Source organism: Streptomyces sp. Root1310, from assembly GCF_001426425.1.
Classification (GTDB): Bacteria; Actinomycetota; Actinomycetes; order Streptomycetales; family Streptomycetaceae; genus Streptomyces.
Genome location: NZ_LMEQ01000033.1, coordinates 361,280 through 377,586, shown reverse-complemented (window position 1 = coordinate 377,586; position 16,307 = coordinate 361,280). Strand labels below are relative to the sequence as shown.

The following is a 16,307-nucleotide window of genomic DNA, read 5'->3' as shown; positions in this document are numbered from 1 at the left end:
CCTCTTAGAGGGTAAGAGAAACCGAAAGCGGATAACAAGGACCCAGCAGAACCCCGCAGCCCGATGAGCAAGGAAAAGAGAGCAGCCCCCGGATGCCAGCCGAGCCGACACCGCCGCACCACGCCCGCCCCGCCGCCACCCCCGCGCAGGCGCTCGCGGCGATGGACGACCTCATCGCGGCCAGCATGGTCGGCCAGCAGGAGATGGCCCAGCGCCTGGGCCTGAACGTCACCGACCTGACCTGCTTCGGCTACGTCATCCAGGCCGGCGAGGACCTCCTCACCGCCGGTGACCTCGCGACCCGCGTCCACGTCACGACGGGAGCCGTGACCGGCATCCTCAACCGCCTGGAACGCGCCGGCTATGTCACCCGCCGCCCCGACCCCGAGGACCGTCGCCGGGTCCGCGTCGCCGCGATCCCCTCCGCCGTCGCCCGCGTCCACGCCCTCTACGAGCCGTACTACGCCCGCCTCAACGCCCTCTTCGCGGAGTACTCCCCCGAGGAGACCGCCGTCCTGACGGACTGGTTCGCCCGCGCCACCGGCCTGGCCAACACCTACCGCGAGGAACTCCGCCTGCACGACGGCTGAACGGCCACCCCGTACTCCGCCGCCGTACCGCGGGACCGGACGACGCCTACCGGACGAGGGTGGTCTTCGGGCGGACCACGCAGAACTCGTTCCCCTCGGGATCGGCCAGCACGGTCCACGACTCGTCGCCGCTCTGCCCGACGTCCGCCCGGCGAGCGCCGAGCGCCAGGAGCCGCTCGATCTCGGCCTCGCGCTCCTCCGCCGGAGCCGTCAGATCGAGATGCAGCCGGTTCTTGACGGCCTTGCGATCCGACACCGGCATGAAGCAGATCCCCACCGGGGCCGTCTCGTCCGCCCCGATCACCACCTCCCGCTCCCGCTCGGACAGGATCCGCCACCCCAGCGCCTCGGCCCAGAACCGGGCCAGGCCGGGCAGATCATGAGCGTCGATGACTAGGTGATGCAACGAGACCGGCATGCCGGACAGTGTCCCGCAACTCCTTCGAGCCGGGCCCGGGACGAAGTCTCGTACGACTGGCGGCGGCGACGGGAGCCACCCAGACTGGACACGGGGTGGCGTCGCTTCCAGAGGTGGTCCGACCGGGAGGAGACCCAGGTGTTCGGACTGGTGCGAGCGCTTTCTGACAACGCTCCCATTTTCATGATCAAGGTGAGTGTCTATCGGTCCGACCTGACCGAGATCGATCACGTGTTCACCGACGAAGAGGGCCGGTACGTGGTGGCGATCGGCGCCGACGAGCGGGTCACCGTCCGGTTCGACACCCATCATTCGCTCACCAACGCCGAGGACTGGCAGCCTTCGGTCATCGCGAACACGATCACCAGCGACGGGACTTCGCTGGACCGCTGTCTGCTGCCCACCGGGCAGGACTTCGGCGCGGCGTCGAGCATGGACGCGCTGAACGGGTACGTGATCGCGGCGGCGGTGGGCGAGGGCGAGGAGTACGCCGCCACCGCGGTGCGGCGCCTCGCGATGCTCAAACAGCCGGACCTGGTACTCCAGAGCCTTCAGCAAAAACTCCTCGACCACTTCAGCGAACCACCCACCTAGCCGCCCGACGGCCCCGCCCAGGGCGTGGTGCCGTCAGAACTGCCGTCAAATCCGGGCTGAAGACGCCACCGCCCGGCTGGCGGCGCCCAGCCCGGCCCCCGGCCCCGGCCCCGGCCGTCATTGTCTGCTGAATCAGGCGGCTCGCTCCGCCGCGTGCCCCGTCGTCGTGGCAGGGTCAGTCAGCCGTTGTCGGGGAAGACTTGGACGGCGCGGGCTCGGTGACGTGCGTGGTGTCCTTCCGTCGTGCCGGGAGCACGACTCGATGCTTCGAGCCGGGTGCGCCGCCGGGCCCGCCTTGCGCAGGTACGGCTCCGGGGCATGCCGCCGCTCCGGGCGCCGGCCGTCCATTGCCCGTCCACTGCACCGCTCGTCGGCAGAGATGGGGCAGGAGGGTGTAGCAGCGGTCGGGAAGGAACACGGCGTCCGCGACGATCATCGCGCCGGAGAAGAGAGGCAGCCCCATCAGCACGGCGATGCTGATGTGCATGCCCAGCAGCATCGCGAGGACGGGGTACTTGAGCCTGCCGAAGAGCACGAACGGGAAGGCCACCTGCAACAGCACGGTCAGGTAGCCGGCGACGGCGACCACGAGCGTGTGCTCGTCCACGAAGTGCGAGAGGGCGGGCCAGGGCTGGAACAGTTCGAGGTTCAGGACGTAGTGGAGCGCGGTGCCGCCGCCCCAGAAGGCTCCCTGGACCTTGTACAGGCCGGCTGATCCGTACAGGAAGCAGACCTGCGCCGCCATGACGAACATGCCGCAGTTGTGCACCACCGTGATCAACGTGGTGCGGGCATGGCGGAGTTGCCGGGCGAAGGGACTCCCGACCGGTTCGGACGCGCTGCCCGCGCGGGCCGCCTTCAGCCTGTTTCTGCGGGCGTCCAGGGACCAGCGCCGGCCGCACGCGGTGAGGACGAGGTAGAGGGACATCAGCAGGACCAGGTTGTCGCCCCCGTCCGTCATGAAGATCGCCCGACCGTGGAACGAGGTCACCACGACGGCGAAGAGGACCGACAGGACACGGGTTCGCCAGCCCAGCATGAACAGTGCGGTCGTGACCAGCGCCAGCACATAGCAGAGCTCGAAGTAGGCACGGCTGTCGGACAGGACCAGAACGCTGAACCAGCCCGTCTGCTCGAAGAGCTGGTGTGCCAGGGCCGGCGTCCACGCAGAACCCGGGCCCCAGATCTCGTCACGGTGCGGGAACTCGCGCAGCAGAAAGATCAGGTAGAGCAGTCCGTAGCCGATGCGCAGCACCGATGCCGCGTACAGGGACACCGGACGGCCGGTCAGGAGGTCCCACGCGACGGTGATCCGGCCGGCGAGCCATCGGTCGACGCCGGCGGACACGGACCTCTGCGCCTCATTTTCCATGGCGGGTCACCTTCCACCAGGGCAGGAGCCGGTTCTCGGCAGTCGGCGGGCGGTTGCCGACGGCGGGGCCGGCCACGGGGATGGGCAGTGTGACAACGCGGAGCTGGATGAAGTCGAAGGGGCCGTTCTCGCGGGCGGCGGCGCGGTCCGCGGCGATGTTGCCGAGGTACTTCTGCATCATCAGGGCACGTTCGGTGCGCGCCCTGTCGTCTCCTCCGTGCGAGTCGACGTAGCCGGCCCAGGCACGGCGCAACAGGTTCTGTGCTGTGTGGCTCGGGAACGGATCATGCAGGACTGCGGAACGGTCCACGGCGCTCAGGTCGAACCAGGGACTCACCTGAAACGATCCGTCGGAACCGGTGTGCGCGGTTCTCGCCAGAATCTGCCGGTTTACGGATTCAGGGTCCGGAGCGAAAAGCCGCCAATTCTGTTCGAAGAAGGGATAAACCCATGAATTGATCAGCGGGCTGTATTTCTTGGAGATGGTGTTGGGCGGTGCCACATGGAGGAACACCAGAATCACATGGACGACACTCGCCGTCAGGCACAGGACCACAGTGGCACACAGTCCGCATTTCAGCGCACGGGCACCTCTCGGCAGCTTGGGTCTCGGCAGCTTGGGCGGAGCGGCCGTCGCGTCAGCACATTCCTGCACGACCGGGCCTGATTCAAGGTGCGGGACTTCGTTCACATCCGCTGAGTCAATTCCGCTCGACACCACGTACCCTGTCTTTCTCGTTTCAGCTGACCGCACCTGCATTCCGCGTCGGCCCGCCCCCGACGGCGCGCGGCGGAATCGATGAGAATTCCGCCGCGCGCCGTCATCCGGTGAGCGGACCGACCGCGGTGCGGTGCCTAGCCCTCGTAACCCTGGGAGTGGTCGTCGCCCTGGTGGCTCTTGGGCACGTCGTCGTAGCCGAAGTTCTCGTCCGACTGCTTGCCGTGGTCGCCCTTGCCGTGGTCCCCGTTGCCGTGGTCGCCCTTGCCGTGGTCCCCGTTGCCGTGGTCGCCCTTGCCGTGGTCCCCGTGGCCGTGGTCGCCCTTGCCGTGGTCCCCGTGGCCGTGGTCGGGCTTTCCGGGGTGCATGTACTGCCCGAGGTCGAGTCCGCCGTGGTCCGGCTTTCCGTGGTCACCATGGCCCGGTCCGCCCGGCGCATGACCGTTCCCGCCGTGGCCGTTTCCGCCGGTGGTGTTTCCGGCGCTGTTGCCCGCGGTGTTCCCGCCGGTGGTGTTCCCGGCGGTGTTGCCCGCGGTGTTTCCGGACGAGTTACCGGCGGTGTTGCCCGAGGTGCCGCCGGTCCCGACGATGGGCCCGCCCAAGAGGCCACCGCTGACGAGGCCGCCACCGAGGAGCCCCCCACTGGTGGTCGTGCCGCCGGTGGTGCCGGTGGTTGTACCGGTGGTGGTGCCGGTGGTTGTACCGGTGGTTGTACCGGTGGTGGTGCCGGTGGTTGTACCGGTGGTTGTACCGGTGGTGGTACCGGTGGTCGTTCCACCCGTGGTGGAGGTCGCGCAGCTACCGAGGAAGATCCTGTTGTTGTTGAGGGTCACAGAACCTACCTGGGCCAGCAAACGGCCCTCGACGTTCGTTCCCTGGTTCGCGGTGATCGAGTTCTCGGCCATGAGGGTGCCCACGAAGCTGGTCGTGACGCCGAGCGACGCGTCTTCGCCGATCTGCCAGAACACGTTGCAGGCCGAAGCGCCGTTGGTGAGGAGGATCCGGCTGGAGGTTGCCGTCGTCAGGGACTCGGGAATCTGGAACACCCAGACCGCGTCGGAGCTGCCCTGACCGTCCAGGACCAGGTCGCCGGTGATGCCGACACCGGCTGTGGCGTGGTAGACGCCGGGAAGCAGCGCCGGGCCTCCGCCGATTCCGGCCGGAAGCGCGAAGTCCACGGCCTGGCCGGCAGCGTTGTTGTACGCCACGAGCAGGTCGGCCTTCGCCTAGAGGGCCGCAGCGTCCGCAGCGTGGATGGCACCGCCCACCTGACCGGGCGGGAATCCGGTGATCGACGGAGTCGGGTGCGTCCCGAGGTCGTGGGCGAGCACCGAGTTGCCGGTGTTGGTGACTCCCGCACCCGCCAGAACGGAGTAAGTGGCGGTTGTGCCCAGAGGTACGGGCAATGCGATCGCCGACGCGGCCGTCGGCGTCAGGAAGACCATCGCAGCGGAAACCGTCGCCGCGAGGGCGGATGCCAGCAAGCCGGACAGAGTGCGGCGGTCAGCTGCTTGGGGGATCTTCAGCTTCATCAAAGCCATTTTCTGTGGGGGCCGTGGCGTACCGGGCCCTACCGATCACCCGGAAGCCTTTTCATTGCTGCCGCATATTACGCAGAAATATCCTTGCCCCGGCAGCAACGAAACAGGGGAATTTCCACCTCACTCAGACAGCGGACAGTACTGCGGAAATACTCTGATTCGCATTTCCGACTACGCGCCACCCTCGAATACGACGAGCCATCGGCAACATCGACTCGAGGATCGCAAGGACGTACCCGGACGCCGTGAGCTGTTCGACGCTCCGCGTGAGGAGCCCTTAGTTCTTGGACGCGACCTCCGGCACCGGAGCCCGCGTCGAGGGACCCGCCGGGCTGTCAGCCGGGAGCGCCGGGCAGTACGTTCGTCCGGTCGGCGGGGGTGACGCCGGTGGCGGCGAGAATCCGTTCGGCAGAGGCGTCGTTGTCGTCCCGTACGGCCATGGCCATCGCGGCGCGAGCGAGCGAGGGAGCCGTCTGCGGAGGGATCACCAGGAACATGAAGTGGTCCTGTTCGCCCCGAGTGACGATCATGGTGTCGTCGCCGACGGCCGACCAGTCGATGCGGACGGTACGACCGTCGACGACCAGATGAACCGGCCTCTCGTCCCAGGCGCCCGCATCGAGGCCGACGCGGGCCAGAGGGCCCAGCCTGGCGGTCAACACGGTCAGCAGTCCGGACAGTTGACTCTCGAGGTCACGTGACCTCGGCCACCACGCGCCGTCGAACGTCCCCGTGCGCTGGGGCGTCGTCTCCATCCGCAGGACCGCGGTACCGGGGAGTATCGGATCCCTGCCGGTGTCCGCCAAGAGCATGACGGGGATCATGGGGACTCACCTCACTCCCTTCCCGGTGCCGCGTCTCCGCCAGGTCGCCCCAGGGGCGGCTTCGGTGGAGGGCGGCGGTGCGATCGCGTGTTGCCGGTTGGCCAGGTGGATGAGGAGGACACCCAGAGCGATCATCGCCAGGACCACGGCCACGGCCACGAAGGTCTCCATGGTCCTCACATCCCCATCGGCAGAGGACCGGGCCGCGACAGGTGCAACGGCTCGGGTACGCCCTCGGCCATGACTCCCGGGATCCGTGGCCGCGCGGCCGTCTCGCGGACTCCGTGCCCGCCCTCGGAGTCCCAGACCGCTTCCACGGCCCGGTCGGTCTCGGACACCGCCCGCAGGCGCGCCGCCTCCCGCATCAACCGGCTCGCGGTCGACGTGCCCAGGGGGGCGCTCGCGGCGGACATCAGCCAGGCCGCCGAGACCGGATCCGTCCGAGGCGGCACCACCAGCAGGTTCCAGCGGCCCGTGCGGTAGGAGAGCAGGAGCAGTTCGTGCGGATCCTGCTCGGCCAGGAACCAGCCCACCTTCACCACATGCCCCGCGACGGGCACCTTGCGCGGGACGACGGGCCAGTGGGTGGGATTCACCGTGACCCGGGTGATCCGCCCCCACAACGGATCCAGTACCGCAGCCAGGATCGGCAGTTCCGCAGCCAGATCACGGGAACGGGGCCACCAGGCGCCGTCCAGCAACGCCGGGGCGGAGCCGACAGGAGCCAGCGACAGGCGGAGAGAGGAAGAAAGGGCGGAGGACGACGAGAGCCGGTCTTCGAGTATCGGCGAGAGGGAAATGGTCGCAGTCATGACGCGAACCCTGCCCCGGGCCGACCACGGTCGGCCCGGCCTATTGGATCGCCGAAAACGACACGAGCTTGGAAGCCGGTGCGCGAAATATCCTCGGTACTTCGAGCGTACTCCCCGGCCGAGCCGCACGGGCCGTGCCGTCGGCTCGAAGGCCCCGGTGGGGGAAGTGTGACCAGCCGTTCTCCCGGACGACGCACCGTCCGGGCCACCGTGCAAGGACGCCGTCTCGATACCGGGCACCAGGGTCGCAATACCGGGAGCAGACCGACGAACCCCTGGCCCGCGAGAACCGCAAGATGCCATATGCCCGAAAAATGCACTAGGGCTACCATGAAAACGGGTCGGCACACTCTCACGTGCGACCGGCCCGGAAGGGCGGCCCCGGTGTGTATACGCCGGGGTCGTTGAAGCACGAGGAACACGGCCGCCGGGAGAAAGGCGTGATGGCCGCCGTGGCCGCCGACGGCCCGTTCGAGGAAGACCGGTGTCCGGTGTCACGAACCCGGCCCGCTCATCGGTCGGCATGCTCCCGCTCCCGCCGCCCAGGCCTCTGGTGGTGACCGATGTCCGGGGCGCCGTGCCGCCCATGGCGTAATCGGCTCGTCGGACCGATCGGCGATGCGAGCCTGTGCCGGTCGACTGCCTCGTGCCACGCTGCTCGCCGTGCCTGCCGGGTGGATCCGGGGAGGAGCGGGGTGTGCGTCGCGTCGGGACGCCACGTCCGGACACGTGGTCGGGGTGCTGGAAGCGCCGGCGCCGTCCGTTCGGCACCGACCGCACCGGCTGCGGTTCGACGAGGCCGGGACATCGGGCCGCCTGGCGAACACCGCGCGGACGTGGACGCTGCCACCCGATCAGTTCCCCGTGCCCGGGACGAAGGGAAGCGGACAGCCATGACGGATGCTGGGCGCAAGCCGGACCGGATCGGGGTGGACCGGTCGGAGGGGTTCGGCGAACGGCTGTTGGGAGTACTGCTGGACCGCGCCCACGAGATGCCGCCGCAGTTGATCGCCCCACTCGTCGCGGAAGAGGTGGCCAGGGTCGGGGGAAGGGACGTCTCCATCCTTCTCCAGGACTACGAGCAGGTGCTGCTGGTGCCGCTGCCGGGCCGGCGGCTGAAGCTGGGCGGCCCCGAGTCGGTCGAGGACTCCCCCGCAGGCGAGGCTTTCCTGAGCCGCAGAACGGTGGAGGTGCCGCAGGACGGCAGTGTGCGGATGTACCTGCCGTTGCTGGACGGCAGCGACCAGATCGGGGTGATGGCCGTGACCCTGGACAGGGTCGATGACGACGACCGGCGCCTGCTGCGCAGACTCGCCGGTCTGGTCGCTGACATGATCGTCACCAAGGACGCCTACACCGACCAGTTCTTCCAGGCCCGCCGCAGTGCCCCGATGAGTGTGGCCGCGGAGGTCCAGTGGTCGTTACTGCCCCCGCTGTCGATGACCGTGCCGCAGGTCGAGGTGGCCGGGATCCTGGAGCCCGCCTACGACGTGGCCGGCGACAGCTTCGACTATGCCCTCAACGGCGACATCCTGCACGCGGCCATGATCGACGCGATGGGCCACGGGCTGGACGCGGCGACCATGGCGACGGTGGCCATCGGCGCCTATCGCCACACGCGACGGGCCCATACGGATCTGTCCCAGGTGTATGCGTTCATGGACAGGGCCATCAATGAACAGTTCGGCCACGACCACTTCGTCACCGCTCAGATGATGACCCTGGACATCACCACGGGCCGGCTGCTGTGGGTCAACGCCGGCCACCCGGCTCCTTTCCTGATCCGTGACCGCGCAGTCGTGGACCGGCTGGAGAGCCCGACCACGTTGCCGGTCGGCTTCGGCGGTGAGGAGCCGGTGGTCAGCGAGCGGATGCTGCACCCCGGGGACCGGTTGCTGTGCTTCACCGACGGCCTGTTCGAGGAGCACCAGGCCGGTGGAGAACAGTTCGGTGAGGAGCAGCTGATCGAGTGGACCAATCGGATCCTCCGCGACCGCCCCCAGGTACGGGCGGTGGTACGAGCGCTCTCCCACGCCCTGAAACAGGAACGCGGCGGCACCACCACCGACGACGCGACCATCTTCCTCATCGAGTGGCGAGGCGGCGATGCCGATCACCTCGCCACCCTCGATTGAGCCCGCGGCGATGCACCGGCTCCTCACCAAAGCCTTCCCGCTGACCTGTGGTTCGTACGCGGTCACTCAGGACGGGAGCATCGCGTCGACGTACGTCTTGGCGATGTCGGTGATGAAGTCGCGGCTGCTGTCCGGGGTGAGGGCCTGCGCCTGGAGGTGGTCGTACATGACGTTGTAGTGCCGCACGTCGGACGGCTTCTCCAGGAAGAGGTCGCTGGCGAACCGTTCCAGGTACACCACCCCCGCCTCGGGACTGTCGGCGAACCGCAGGATGGAGAACTGTCCTGACAGACCCGGATGAGCGCCGACCGTGTAGGGAAGGACCTGCACCGTGATGTGCGGCTCCGCGCTGAGTGCCTTCAGGTGCTCCAGTTGTTCACGCATGATGTCCGGGCTGCCGACGACGCGGCGCAGAGCCGACTCGTCGATGATGACCCACAGGCGCAGCGGGCAGGCCAGGTCGTAGATCCGGTGCTGTCGGCGCAGCCGGACCTTGAGCTGCGTGGCGGCCTGTTCGGCAGTGAGCCGAGGGATGGTTTCCCCGATGACAGCCTGGGCGTAGGCAGGGGTCTGCAGCAGATCGGGCACCATCATGGGCGCGTGGGTGTGCAGGGAAGCGGCGTCCGTCTCCAGGCCGATGTAGACGCTGCCGGAGAGCTCGCCGTAGGAGTGCCACCAGCCCCGCTGACCGGATTCCCTGGCCATCTCCATCAGGGAGTCGATGACTTGCTGGTCCGTCACTTCGTAGATCACGCACAGGTCGCGCACATCACGGGGGCTGATGGCGCGGTTGCCGTTCTCCAGATGACTGATCTTGGGCTGAGAGACCATGAGCCGCTCAGCCACTTCTGTGCTCTTCAACCCACTGAGCACGCGGAGCCGACGCAGCTCGGCGCCGAGACGGCGTCTCCTGACAGTGGGATTGGTCTTCGCCGCCACGCGCGGTGTACCTCCGGCTCCAAATGGGTGTGTCGGCAGGCAGGTTGTCATGGCACGAGGGCTGCCGATGATGCGCAATGCCGCTGTGATCGTCAGCGGCCGAAACGGACTCTTACGTTGGCAATTGCCGTGGTGAAAGACCTCCCGCGGGCAAGCAACCGGCGTCCCCCTGTCGGCGGGAAGGAACCTGAGAGCCGGGCTGCGAGAGCCGGAGCGGCATGTCAGGACGACCGAACCGAGGGGTCTGATCCGCCCCGCAGCCGGTTGCCGTCAAACACTGCCGTCAAGGCAAAAACCAGAGGCCCCAAGGAGTGATCCTTGGGGCCTCTGGGCAGCTGTGCACTCGGCAGGATTCGAACCTGCAACCTTCTGATCCGTAGTCAGATGCTCTATCCGTTAAGCTACGAGTGCTTGTTATTCGGTTTTTCTGTCTTCGCTCTCGGCCCTTGCGGCCCGCTCGCGGCGACAGGAAGAACATTACATGACTGCCGCCGACATGTGAAATCCGTTTGCCATACCGCTTGTGAGCTGCGGAAACGCCTGTCCGGGGGCTCTGCGGAACGACGAAGCCCCGGTCCTCTGGACCGGGGCTTCGGTGATCGCGCGGAGGCGGAGGGATTTGAACCCTCGATGGGATTGAAGTCCCAAACCGCATTAGCAGTGCGGCGCCATAGACCGGACTAGGCGACGCCTCCAGCACAACCGCTCGCGGGTGGGCGAGTGGTGCGTGCAGATGATGACACAGTCGAAGGGCGTGTCACCAATCGGCGTCCACGGTACTAGGCAGGTGGGTCGCAGGGCAAAGCGGTTGCCGGGCGCAACGTCGTCCGGGGCCTCGCGTTAGTCCTGTCATGTTGCAGGTCACCTCACTCCGACCACTCCGATCACTCCGGTCGCTCCGGTCACTGCGACGGCTCGTCGTCGCCGCTTCCGCCGCCTGTGCCGCCGTGGTCGCCTCTTCCGCCGGCGGGCCGGTCACCGCGTACGCCTCCGGGACGGCCGGGGCCGTGACGCCGGTCGTCGCCGACGTCACCTCGCTCGCGTCGCTCGCGCCTCCGCCCGTCCGGGAGGAGGACCGGGTCTCCGGTGATCACCTCACGGTCACCGTCCGGCACGCCGGCGGGCGGGCGGACGGGACGTTCGAGCTGTACTGCCACCCGGGAGGCGGCAGTCACCCGGACGTGGGAAGCGCCTGTCGGGCCGTGGACCGCAACACCCGGTGGGGCAGGGATGCCTTCGCGCCCGCTCCGGACGGCGGCGTCTGCACCATGCGGTACGGCGGGCCGGCCACCGCCCATGTCACGGGCCGCTGGGCCGGGCGGCCGGTCGACGCGACGTACGACCGCAGCAACGGCTGCCGGATCGAGCGGTGGGACCGGCTCGTGCCGCTGCTGCCCGACCTGCGCCCGGCCGCCCGCTGACGCGCGCCCGGTGTCCGACGAGCCCCGTACCGCCGCCGCGGTCGTGCGCGTACAGGCGAGCCGTGGCGGAAGCACCGGTTCCGTAAAGGTCGCGCGAAGGTCCCGCGCAGCCCGAGCGGGATACGGGGCGGGCGCGGCGGCGGTCCACCCCGTGCGGGGACGGGCCACGACAGGTGAGGACACACGTTCTGTGTCACTTCGTCGTGCGAGCTCCCTCTCATCCGGCGCCGCCGACGGGACCCCAGCCCTTAGACTCCCTCGCGTGACACGGTGCGGGCCGGTTGGCAAGATGGCCCGAACGGTCGGCAAGGTGCGGTAACAGGGAGGAAGCGACTCGTGAGCAGCAGGCCATCCCGAGGCGCTGCTCGCCTCGCAGCCATACTCGACGCGCTCCCCGATGCGTTGTTGCTGGTCAACGCCAACGGAACCGTCGTCAACGCGAACACCATCGCGCTGGAGGCGTTCGAGACGCCGGGTACCGCGCTGGTGGGGCGGGGGCTGCTCGATCTGTTGCCGCAGTTCGACTCCAAGCTCATCCCCGGGTCCATGCGGCGGCCCGATCACATGGACCCGCGCGGGCGGACCAAGCCGACCCGGATGGTCGCGCGCCGCACCGACGGCAGCGAGTTCCCGGTCGAGGTCACCAGCGCCAACCTCGAGAACGGTCAGCAGGCCTACGACGGCTACGGCTACTCCTCCGCCTCCGACGAACTGCTGATGCTCGTCGTGCGCGACCTGTCCGGGACCGTCGACACCGAGGCCGAGCTGGCGCGTTCGCAGCGGCAGACCGAGATGATCCTCAGGGCCGCGTCCGAGGGCGTCGTGGGGACCGACACCGACGGCCGGATCGTCCTCGTCAATCCGGCCGCCGCCCAGATACTGGGATACCGGGCCAGCGATCTCGGCGCCAAGGAGCTGCACACCCTCGTGCTGCACTCCCGCGCCGACGGCTCGCCGTTCCCGTACGACGAGTCGCCGCTCGCCGACACCCTGCGGTCCGGGCGCAAGCACCGGGTGCGCGGCCAGGTCCTGTGGTCCAAGAGCGGGGACAGGGTGGCGGTCGATCTGACGACCGCGCCCGTGCGCGACGGTGATCAGCTCGTCGGCGCCGTCATGACCTTCACCGACCGGCGGCCCTTCGACGCCCTCGCCGAGGAGAAGGACGGCGTCGAGAAGCGGCACGCCGAGGAGTTGGAGAAGCTCTCCGAGGAGCACGCCTCCGACCTCACCGCGCTGCGCCAGCAGCACGTCACCGAGCTCGAGGAGCTGCGCGAGCGGCACGAGGAGGAGCTCGCGGCCGGCGAGGAGCGCTACGCCTCGCTCGGCGAGCGCGAGAAGGACCGGTACGAGGCGCTCGCCGGGCGACACGAGCAGCTGCTCACCCTGCTGGGAGAGTCCCTGCGCGGTCCCCTGGACGAACTGCGCCGCGAGCTGGCGGCGCTCGCCGCGGACGACGCCGGTCAGCTCTGGCCCGAGGCCAACCAGGTGCTCCACCACCTGTCGGCCGGCTACTCGCGGATCACCACGCTCATCGACAACGTGCTCGGCTACCAGCGTCTCGACACCGGGTCGGAGGTCATCGCCCGGTCGAAGGTGATGCTCGACGCCGTCGTCGCCGCCGGTGTCGACGGCGCGGTGGATCTCATCGGGCCGGGACGGGTGCAGTTCGCCGTGCACGCGCCGCCCATCGAGGCCGAGGTCGACGCGCGGCTCCTCGCGACCGCGCTCGCGCACCTCGTGGCCGACGTCGCCGGCGTCGACGCCACCGGCAACGCGCCCGTCTCGGCGGGCGGTTACATGGACAACACGGTGGTGGTGGCGGCCGCCCAGCGCGGCGAGGTCGTCCGCATCGAGGTGCGCGGGCCGTACGCCGGCGGCGACCCCGTGCACGAACCGATCGTGCGCGGGATCGTGCGGGCGCACGGGGGCGTGCTGCAGACGCACGAGGTACCGGGCATGAGCGGCAGCGCGTACGTGCTGGAGGTGCCGTTGGGCGGTGGTGCGGGGGCCATGGCGGCTCCGGCGGCCATGGCCCTGCCCGCTCTGGCGGCCGGAGGCGGCGCCGCCTCGGCGGCCCCCGCGAACGCCATGGCCTCGGAGGAGGACGTTCCGGGCGAGTACGCCGCCGGTGGGCGCCGACGGGCACGGCGGTCCTCCGTGGACGCCTTCCTGGAGGGCGACGTCCCGGCGGCGGAGGGCGGCGCCGACGCGGAGGCGGCGGTTCCGACCGGACGACGGCGCAGGCGGGCCGGGGCCGCGGCCCCGGAGGAGACGCCGGGCGAGCTGCCGCCCGCCGTGGACGAGGCCGAGGGCCCGGACGGCTCCGGCGGCACCGGGCGGCGGCGTGGGCGGTCGGCCGAGGTCGCCGTCGTGGGGGCCGACGCGGGGATGCCCGCGGCACTCGACGGCGGGGTGAGCGAGGGCGCCGTCGTCACGGCAGCCGAGCACGCGGCGGGAACCGCGGCCTCGGGTACGGGACTCGGCGGCACCGTTCCGCCGCAGGGCGTACCCGTGCCGGGCGGCCAGCGGCCCCCGCACCGGGCGCCCGACGGCCGGCAGCCGCAGAACGCGTTGCCGCCCGCGCTGCCGGCGTCGGCGGGCGCGCCGGCCGACGCTCCGGGCACGGGTCCGGGAGCCATGGCACAGGCGCAGACGGAGGACGGACAGCCGACGGGCAGGCGACGGCGTGCCCTGGCCGCCGCCAACGAGCGCGCCGCCGCGCAGGAGGCGGGGCCCCGCGCGGTGTTCGCCCTGCCGCCCGCGCAGGCCGACCGGACGCCGGACGGTGCCGTCGGCACGAGTGCGAACGCCCAGGCCGCCCAGGCTCCCCAGGCCGCGCAGTCTCCCCAGGCCGCCCGAGCCGTGGGGCCGATTCCGGGTTCGGTTCCGGCCCCGGGAGCGGTGCAGGTTCCCGCACAGGGGCCGGTTCCCGCACAGGGACCGCTTCCCGCACTGGGGCCGGTTCCCGCGCAGGGACCGGTTCCCTCACAGGCTCAGGCGCCCGTTCAGGGCTCCGCCGAGGATTCCGCGTTCGACCACGGGCGGCACGACGCCGTCCCGCACGACCAGGCCGACGACCACACCCCGCCTCAGCCGCACCCGACGAGCGCGCCCACGGGCCGCCGTCGACGGGCCGTCGCCCAGGCCGCGGAGGTCGCCGCCCCGGCACAGGTTCAGCCCCAGCAGCCCCAGCCGCAGCCCTCAGCTCAGCCGCAGCAAGTGGGACGGCCCGTCGCCGTCGCGCAGCCTGCCGGTGCCCAGCCCGCCCCCGGGCAGCCTGTTCCGGCAGCCGCGCCCGTCCCCGGGCAGCCGTTGCCCGGGCAGCCGGCCGCAGGTCAGCCGCTCCCCGCCCAGGCGGCTCCCCCACCCGTGCCGAACGCGGCCGGCCAGGGTCAGCCGCTCCCGGCCGAAGCGGCCCCCGGCCCGGTCCCCGCCCCCGCGGCGGCGCAGCCCGCAGCGGTGACGACAACGCCCAGCGGTGGTACCCCGCTTCCGCCCGAGGCCGCCGTCGGACAGCCGCGGGCGGCGCAGCCGTTGCCCGCAGAGGCCGCCGCGGGCCAGCCCATGGACCCCAACTCGACGCAGGGCCGCGCCATCAGCGTGCGGACCCTGGGGCAGGGCGTGCCGTTCACCCGGCAGGCCGCGCAGGTGCAGCAGTCACAGCAGTTGCAGCAAGCGCAACAGCTGCAGCAAGCACAGCAGGCTCAGCACGCACAGCAGGCTCAGGCGATGCGTCACTCTCAGCCGGGACTGCCGTCGGCGCAGTCCACGGCCACCCCCGCCCCGCACGCCCCCGGTGGTTCCGGGCGGCGCCGCAAGCTGGGGACTCCGCCCGACCCGACCACGCGCCCGGAGCAGACGGCGCGTCCGCACCCGTCGGCCGAGCAGCCCGTCGCGGCGCAGTCCCAGGCACAGGCACAGGCGCAGGCGCAGGCCGTCGTGGCTCCGGCACCGGCGCCCGGCACGGCAACCACGCCGGCGGCCGCGCCCGTGCCGCCCCCCGTACCGCATCCCTCCCTCGCGGGTCAGTCGCGGCTGGCGCCGGGTGGGCCGGGAACCGAGGGCGCCGGGCGGTCGTACGCCATAGGGGCCCCGGACGAGAACGCCGCCGAGGGGCCCGAGCCGCTGGACGGGCCCGGTGGGGCCGTCGAGGTGGCGGATCCGCCCCGCCCGCAGCCACTGGACGACGAGCTGCCGCCGGAGCCTCTGGACAACCCGCGTCGGCTGCTGGTGTGGCCGGCGCCGGACGTCAGTACGCAGCAGGCGCTCAGCGACCGCGGCTACCGGCCGGTGATCGTGCACTCGCGCGAGGAGGTCGACGCGCAGATCGCCGCCTTCCCGGCCGCGCTGTTCGTGGACCCGCTGACCGGGCCGATCACCCGTACCGCGCTGCAGTCGCTGCGCACGGCAGCGGTGGCCGCCGAGGTTCCGGTGCTGGTCACGGCCGGGCTCGGACAGGCGACGCGCGAGGCGGCGTACGGCGCCGATCCCGCCGTCCTGCTGAAGGCGCTCGCGCCGCGCGACAGCGAGCAGCATCCGCCGCGGGTGCTGCTCATCGAGGAGCACGCCGAGATCGCCCTCGCCCTGACCTCGACGCTGGAGCGTCGCGGGATGCAGGTGGCGCGGGCGGCGAGCGACGCGGACGCCGTCACGCTCGCCGGGCAGCTGCGACCGAACCTGGTCGTGATGGACCTGATGCAGGTGCACCGGCGCCAGTCCGGGATCCTGGACTGGCTGCGGGCGAACGGCCAGCTCAACCGCACCCCGCTGGTCGTGTACACGGCCGCCGTCGACCCGGCCGACCTGCCGCGGCTGGCGTCGGGCGAGACGGTCCTCTTCCTCGCCGAGCGGTCGACGAGCGCGGAGGTGCAGAGCCGGATCGTGGATCTGCTGGCCCGGATCGGCACCAACTAGGAGCCGATCCGGCACGGCCCGACCGACAC

12 protein-coding genes, 2 tRNA genes and 1 pseudogene are annotated in these 16,307 nt (G+C 70.5%); 5 read left to right on the top strand and 10 right to left on the bottom strand.

Annotated features, from left to right (window positions below; translation table 11 throughout):
* The first annotated feature begins 92 nt into the window (after positions 1 to 92).
* Positions 93 to 590, top strand: coding sequence for a MarR family transcriptional regulator (locus tag ASD48_RS37875; protein WP_057606402.1), 498 nt, complete (start codon positions 93 to 95; stop codon positions 588 to 590).
* A gap of 46 nt (positions 591 to 636) precedes the next feature.
* Here the strand turns inward: ASD48_RS37875 and ASD48_RS37870 are convergent, their stop codons facing one another.
* Positions 637 to 1,008: a VOC family protein gene (locus tag ASD48_RS37870; protein ID WP_057606401.1), complete on the bottom strand. Its 372-nt coding sequence runs from the start codon at positions 1,006 to 1,008 to the stop codon at positions 637 to 639.
* Positions 1,009 to 1,191: 183 nt separating this feature from the next.
* Between ASD48_RS37870 and ASD48_RS37865 the strand changes: the two genes are divergently transcribed.
* Positions 1,192 to 1,602 carry a carboxypeptidase regulatory-like domain-containing protein gene (locus ASD48_RS37865; protein ID WP_242432848.1) on the top strand — a complete coding sequence of 137 codons (411 nt, stop codon included), beginning with the start codon at positions 1,192 to 1,194 and terminating at the stop codon, positions 1,600 to 1,602.
* A 175-nt stretch (positions 1,603 to 1,777) separates the two neighbouring features.
* On the opposite strand, the gene ASD48_RS37860 is transcribed toward ASD48_RS37865, so the two are convergent.
* The 6 genes and pseudogenes from ASD48_RS37860 to ASD48_RS37840 form a co-directional block, all read right to left on the bottom strand.
* Positions 1,778 to 2,974: an HTTM domain-containing protein gene (locus tag ASD48_RS37860; RefSeq protein ID WP_057606399.1), complete on the bottom strand. Its 1,197-nt coding sequence runs from the start codon at positions 2,972 to 2,974 to the stop codon at positions 1,778 to 1,780.
* Entirely contained in the window at positions 2,964 to 3,497 is a 534-nt protein-coding gene (locus ASD48_RS37855) for a DUF5819 family protein (RefSeq protein WP_348983245.1), read from the bottom strand. The genes ASD48_RS37860 and ASD48_RS37855 overlap by 11 nt, the downstream gene beginning before the upstream one ends.
* Positions 3,498 to 3,829: 332 nt before the next feature.
* A pseudogene (locus ASD48_RS46085) lies at positions 3,830 to 5,137 on the bottom strand (ice-binding family protein).
* A gap of 431 nt (positions 5,138 to 5,568) precedes the next feature.
* Complete coding sequence (locus tag ASD48_RS37845) at positions 5,569 to 6,045, bottom strand: DUF5994 family protein (protein WP_242432847.1); 477 nt, start codon at positions 6,043 to 6,045, stop codon at positions 5,569 to 5,571.
* An 18-nt stretch (positions 6,046 to 6,063) separates the two neighbouring features.
* On the bottom strand, positions 6,064 to 6,228 hold the full coding sequence (locus ASD48_RS44595) for a hypothetical protein (protein WP_157880770.1): 165 nt from the start codon (positions 6,226 to 6,228) through the stop codon (positions 6,064 to 6,066).
* A gap of 5 nt (positions 6,229 to 6,233) precedes the next feature.
* On the bottom strand, positions 6,234 to 6,869 hold the full coding sequence (locus tag ASD48_RS37840; RefSeq protein WP_057606397.1) for a DUF5994 family protein: 636 nt from the start codon (positions 6,867 to 6,869) through the stop codon (positions 6,234 to 6,236).
* A gap of 893 nt (positions 6,870 to 7,762) precedes the next feature.
* Here ASD48_RS37840 and ASD48_RS37835 point away from each other — a divergent pair.
* Positions 7,763 to 9,004, top strand: a complete 1,242-nt coding sequence (locus tag ASD48_RS37835; RefSeq protein ID WP_057606396.1) for a PP2C family protein-serine/threonine phosphatase — start codon at positions 7,763 to 7,765, stop codon at positions 9,002 to 9,004.
* A 66-nt stretch (positions 9,005 to 9,070) separates the two neighbouring features.
* Here ASD48_RS37835 and ASD48_RS37830 read toward each other — a convergent pair whose 3' ends face one another.
* The 3 genes from ASD48_RS37830 to ASD48_RS37820 form a co-directional block, all read right to left on the bottom strand.
* The gene (locus ASD48_RS37830; RefSeq protein WP_057606395.1) at positions 9,071 to 9,943 is read right to left on the bottom strand and encodes a helix-turn-helix transcriptional regulator; all 873 of its coding nucleotides are present in this window, start codon (positions 9,941 to 9,943) and stop codon (positions 9,071 to 9,073) included.
* 338 nt (positions 9,944 to 10,281) lie between these two features.
* Positions 10,282 to 10,354, bottom strand: a tRNA-Arg gene (locus tag ASD48_RS37825).
* A 193-nt stretch (positions 10,355 to 10,547) separates the two neighbouring features.
* A tRNA-Ser gene (locus tag ASD48_RS37820) sits at positions 10,548 to 10,638 on the bottom strand.
* Positions 10,639 to 10,794: 156 nt separating this feature from the next.
* Here ASD48_RS37820 and ASD48_RS37815 point away from each other — a divergent pair.
* Together ASD48_RS37815 and ASD48_RS37810 are read left to right on the top strand one after the other, a co-directional pair.
* Positions 10,795 to 11,364 carry an SSI family serine proteinase inhibitor gene (locus ASD48_RS37815; protein ID WP_057606394.1) on the top strand — a complete coding sequence of 190 codons (570 nt, stop codon included), beginning with the start codon at positions 10,795 to 10,797 and terminating at the stop codon, positions 11,362 to 11,364.
* Positions 11,365 to 11,700: 336 nt separating this feature from the next.
* Positions 11,701 to 16,278, top strand: a complete 4,578-nt coding sequence (locus ASD48_RS37810) for a PAS domain-containing protein (protein WP_079074223.1) — start codon at positions 11,701 to 11,703, stop codon at positions 16,276 to 16,278.
* Positions 16,279 to 16,307 lie beyond the last annotated feature (29 nt).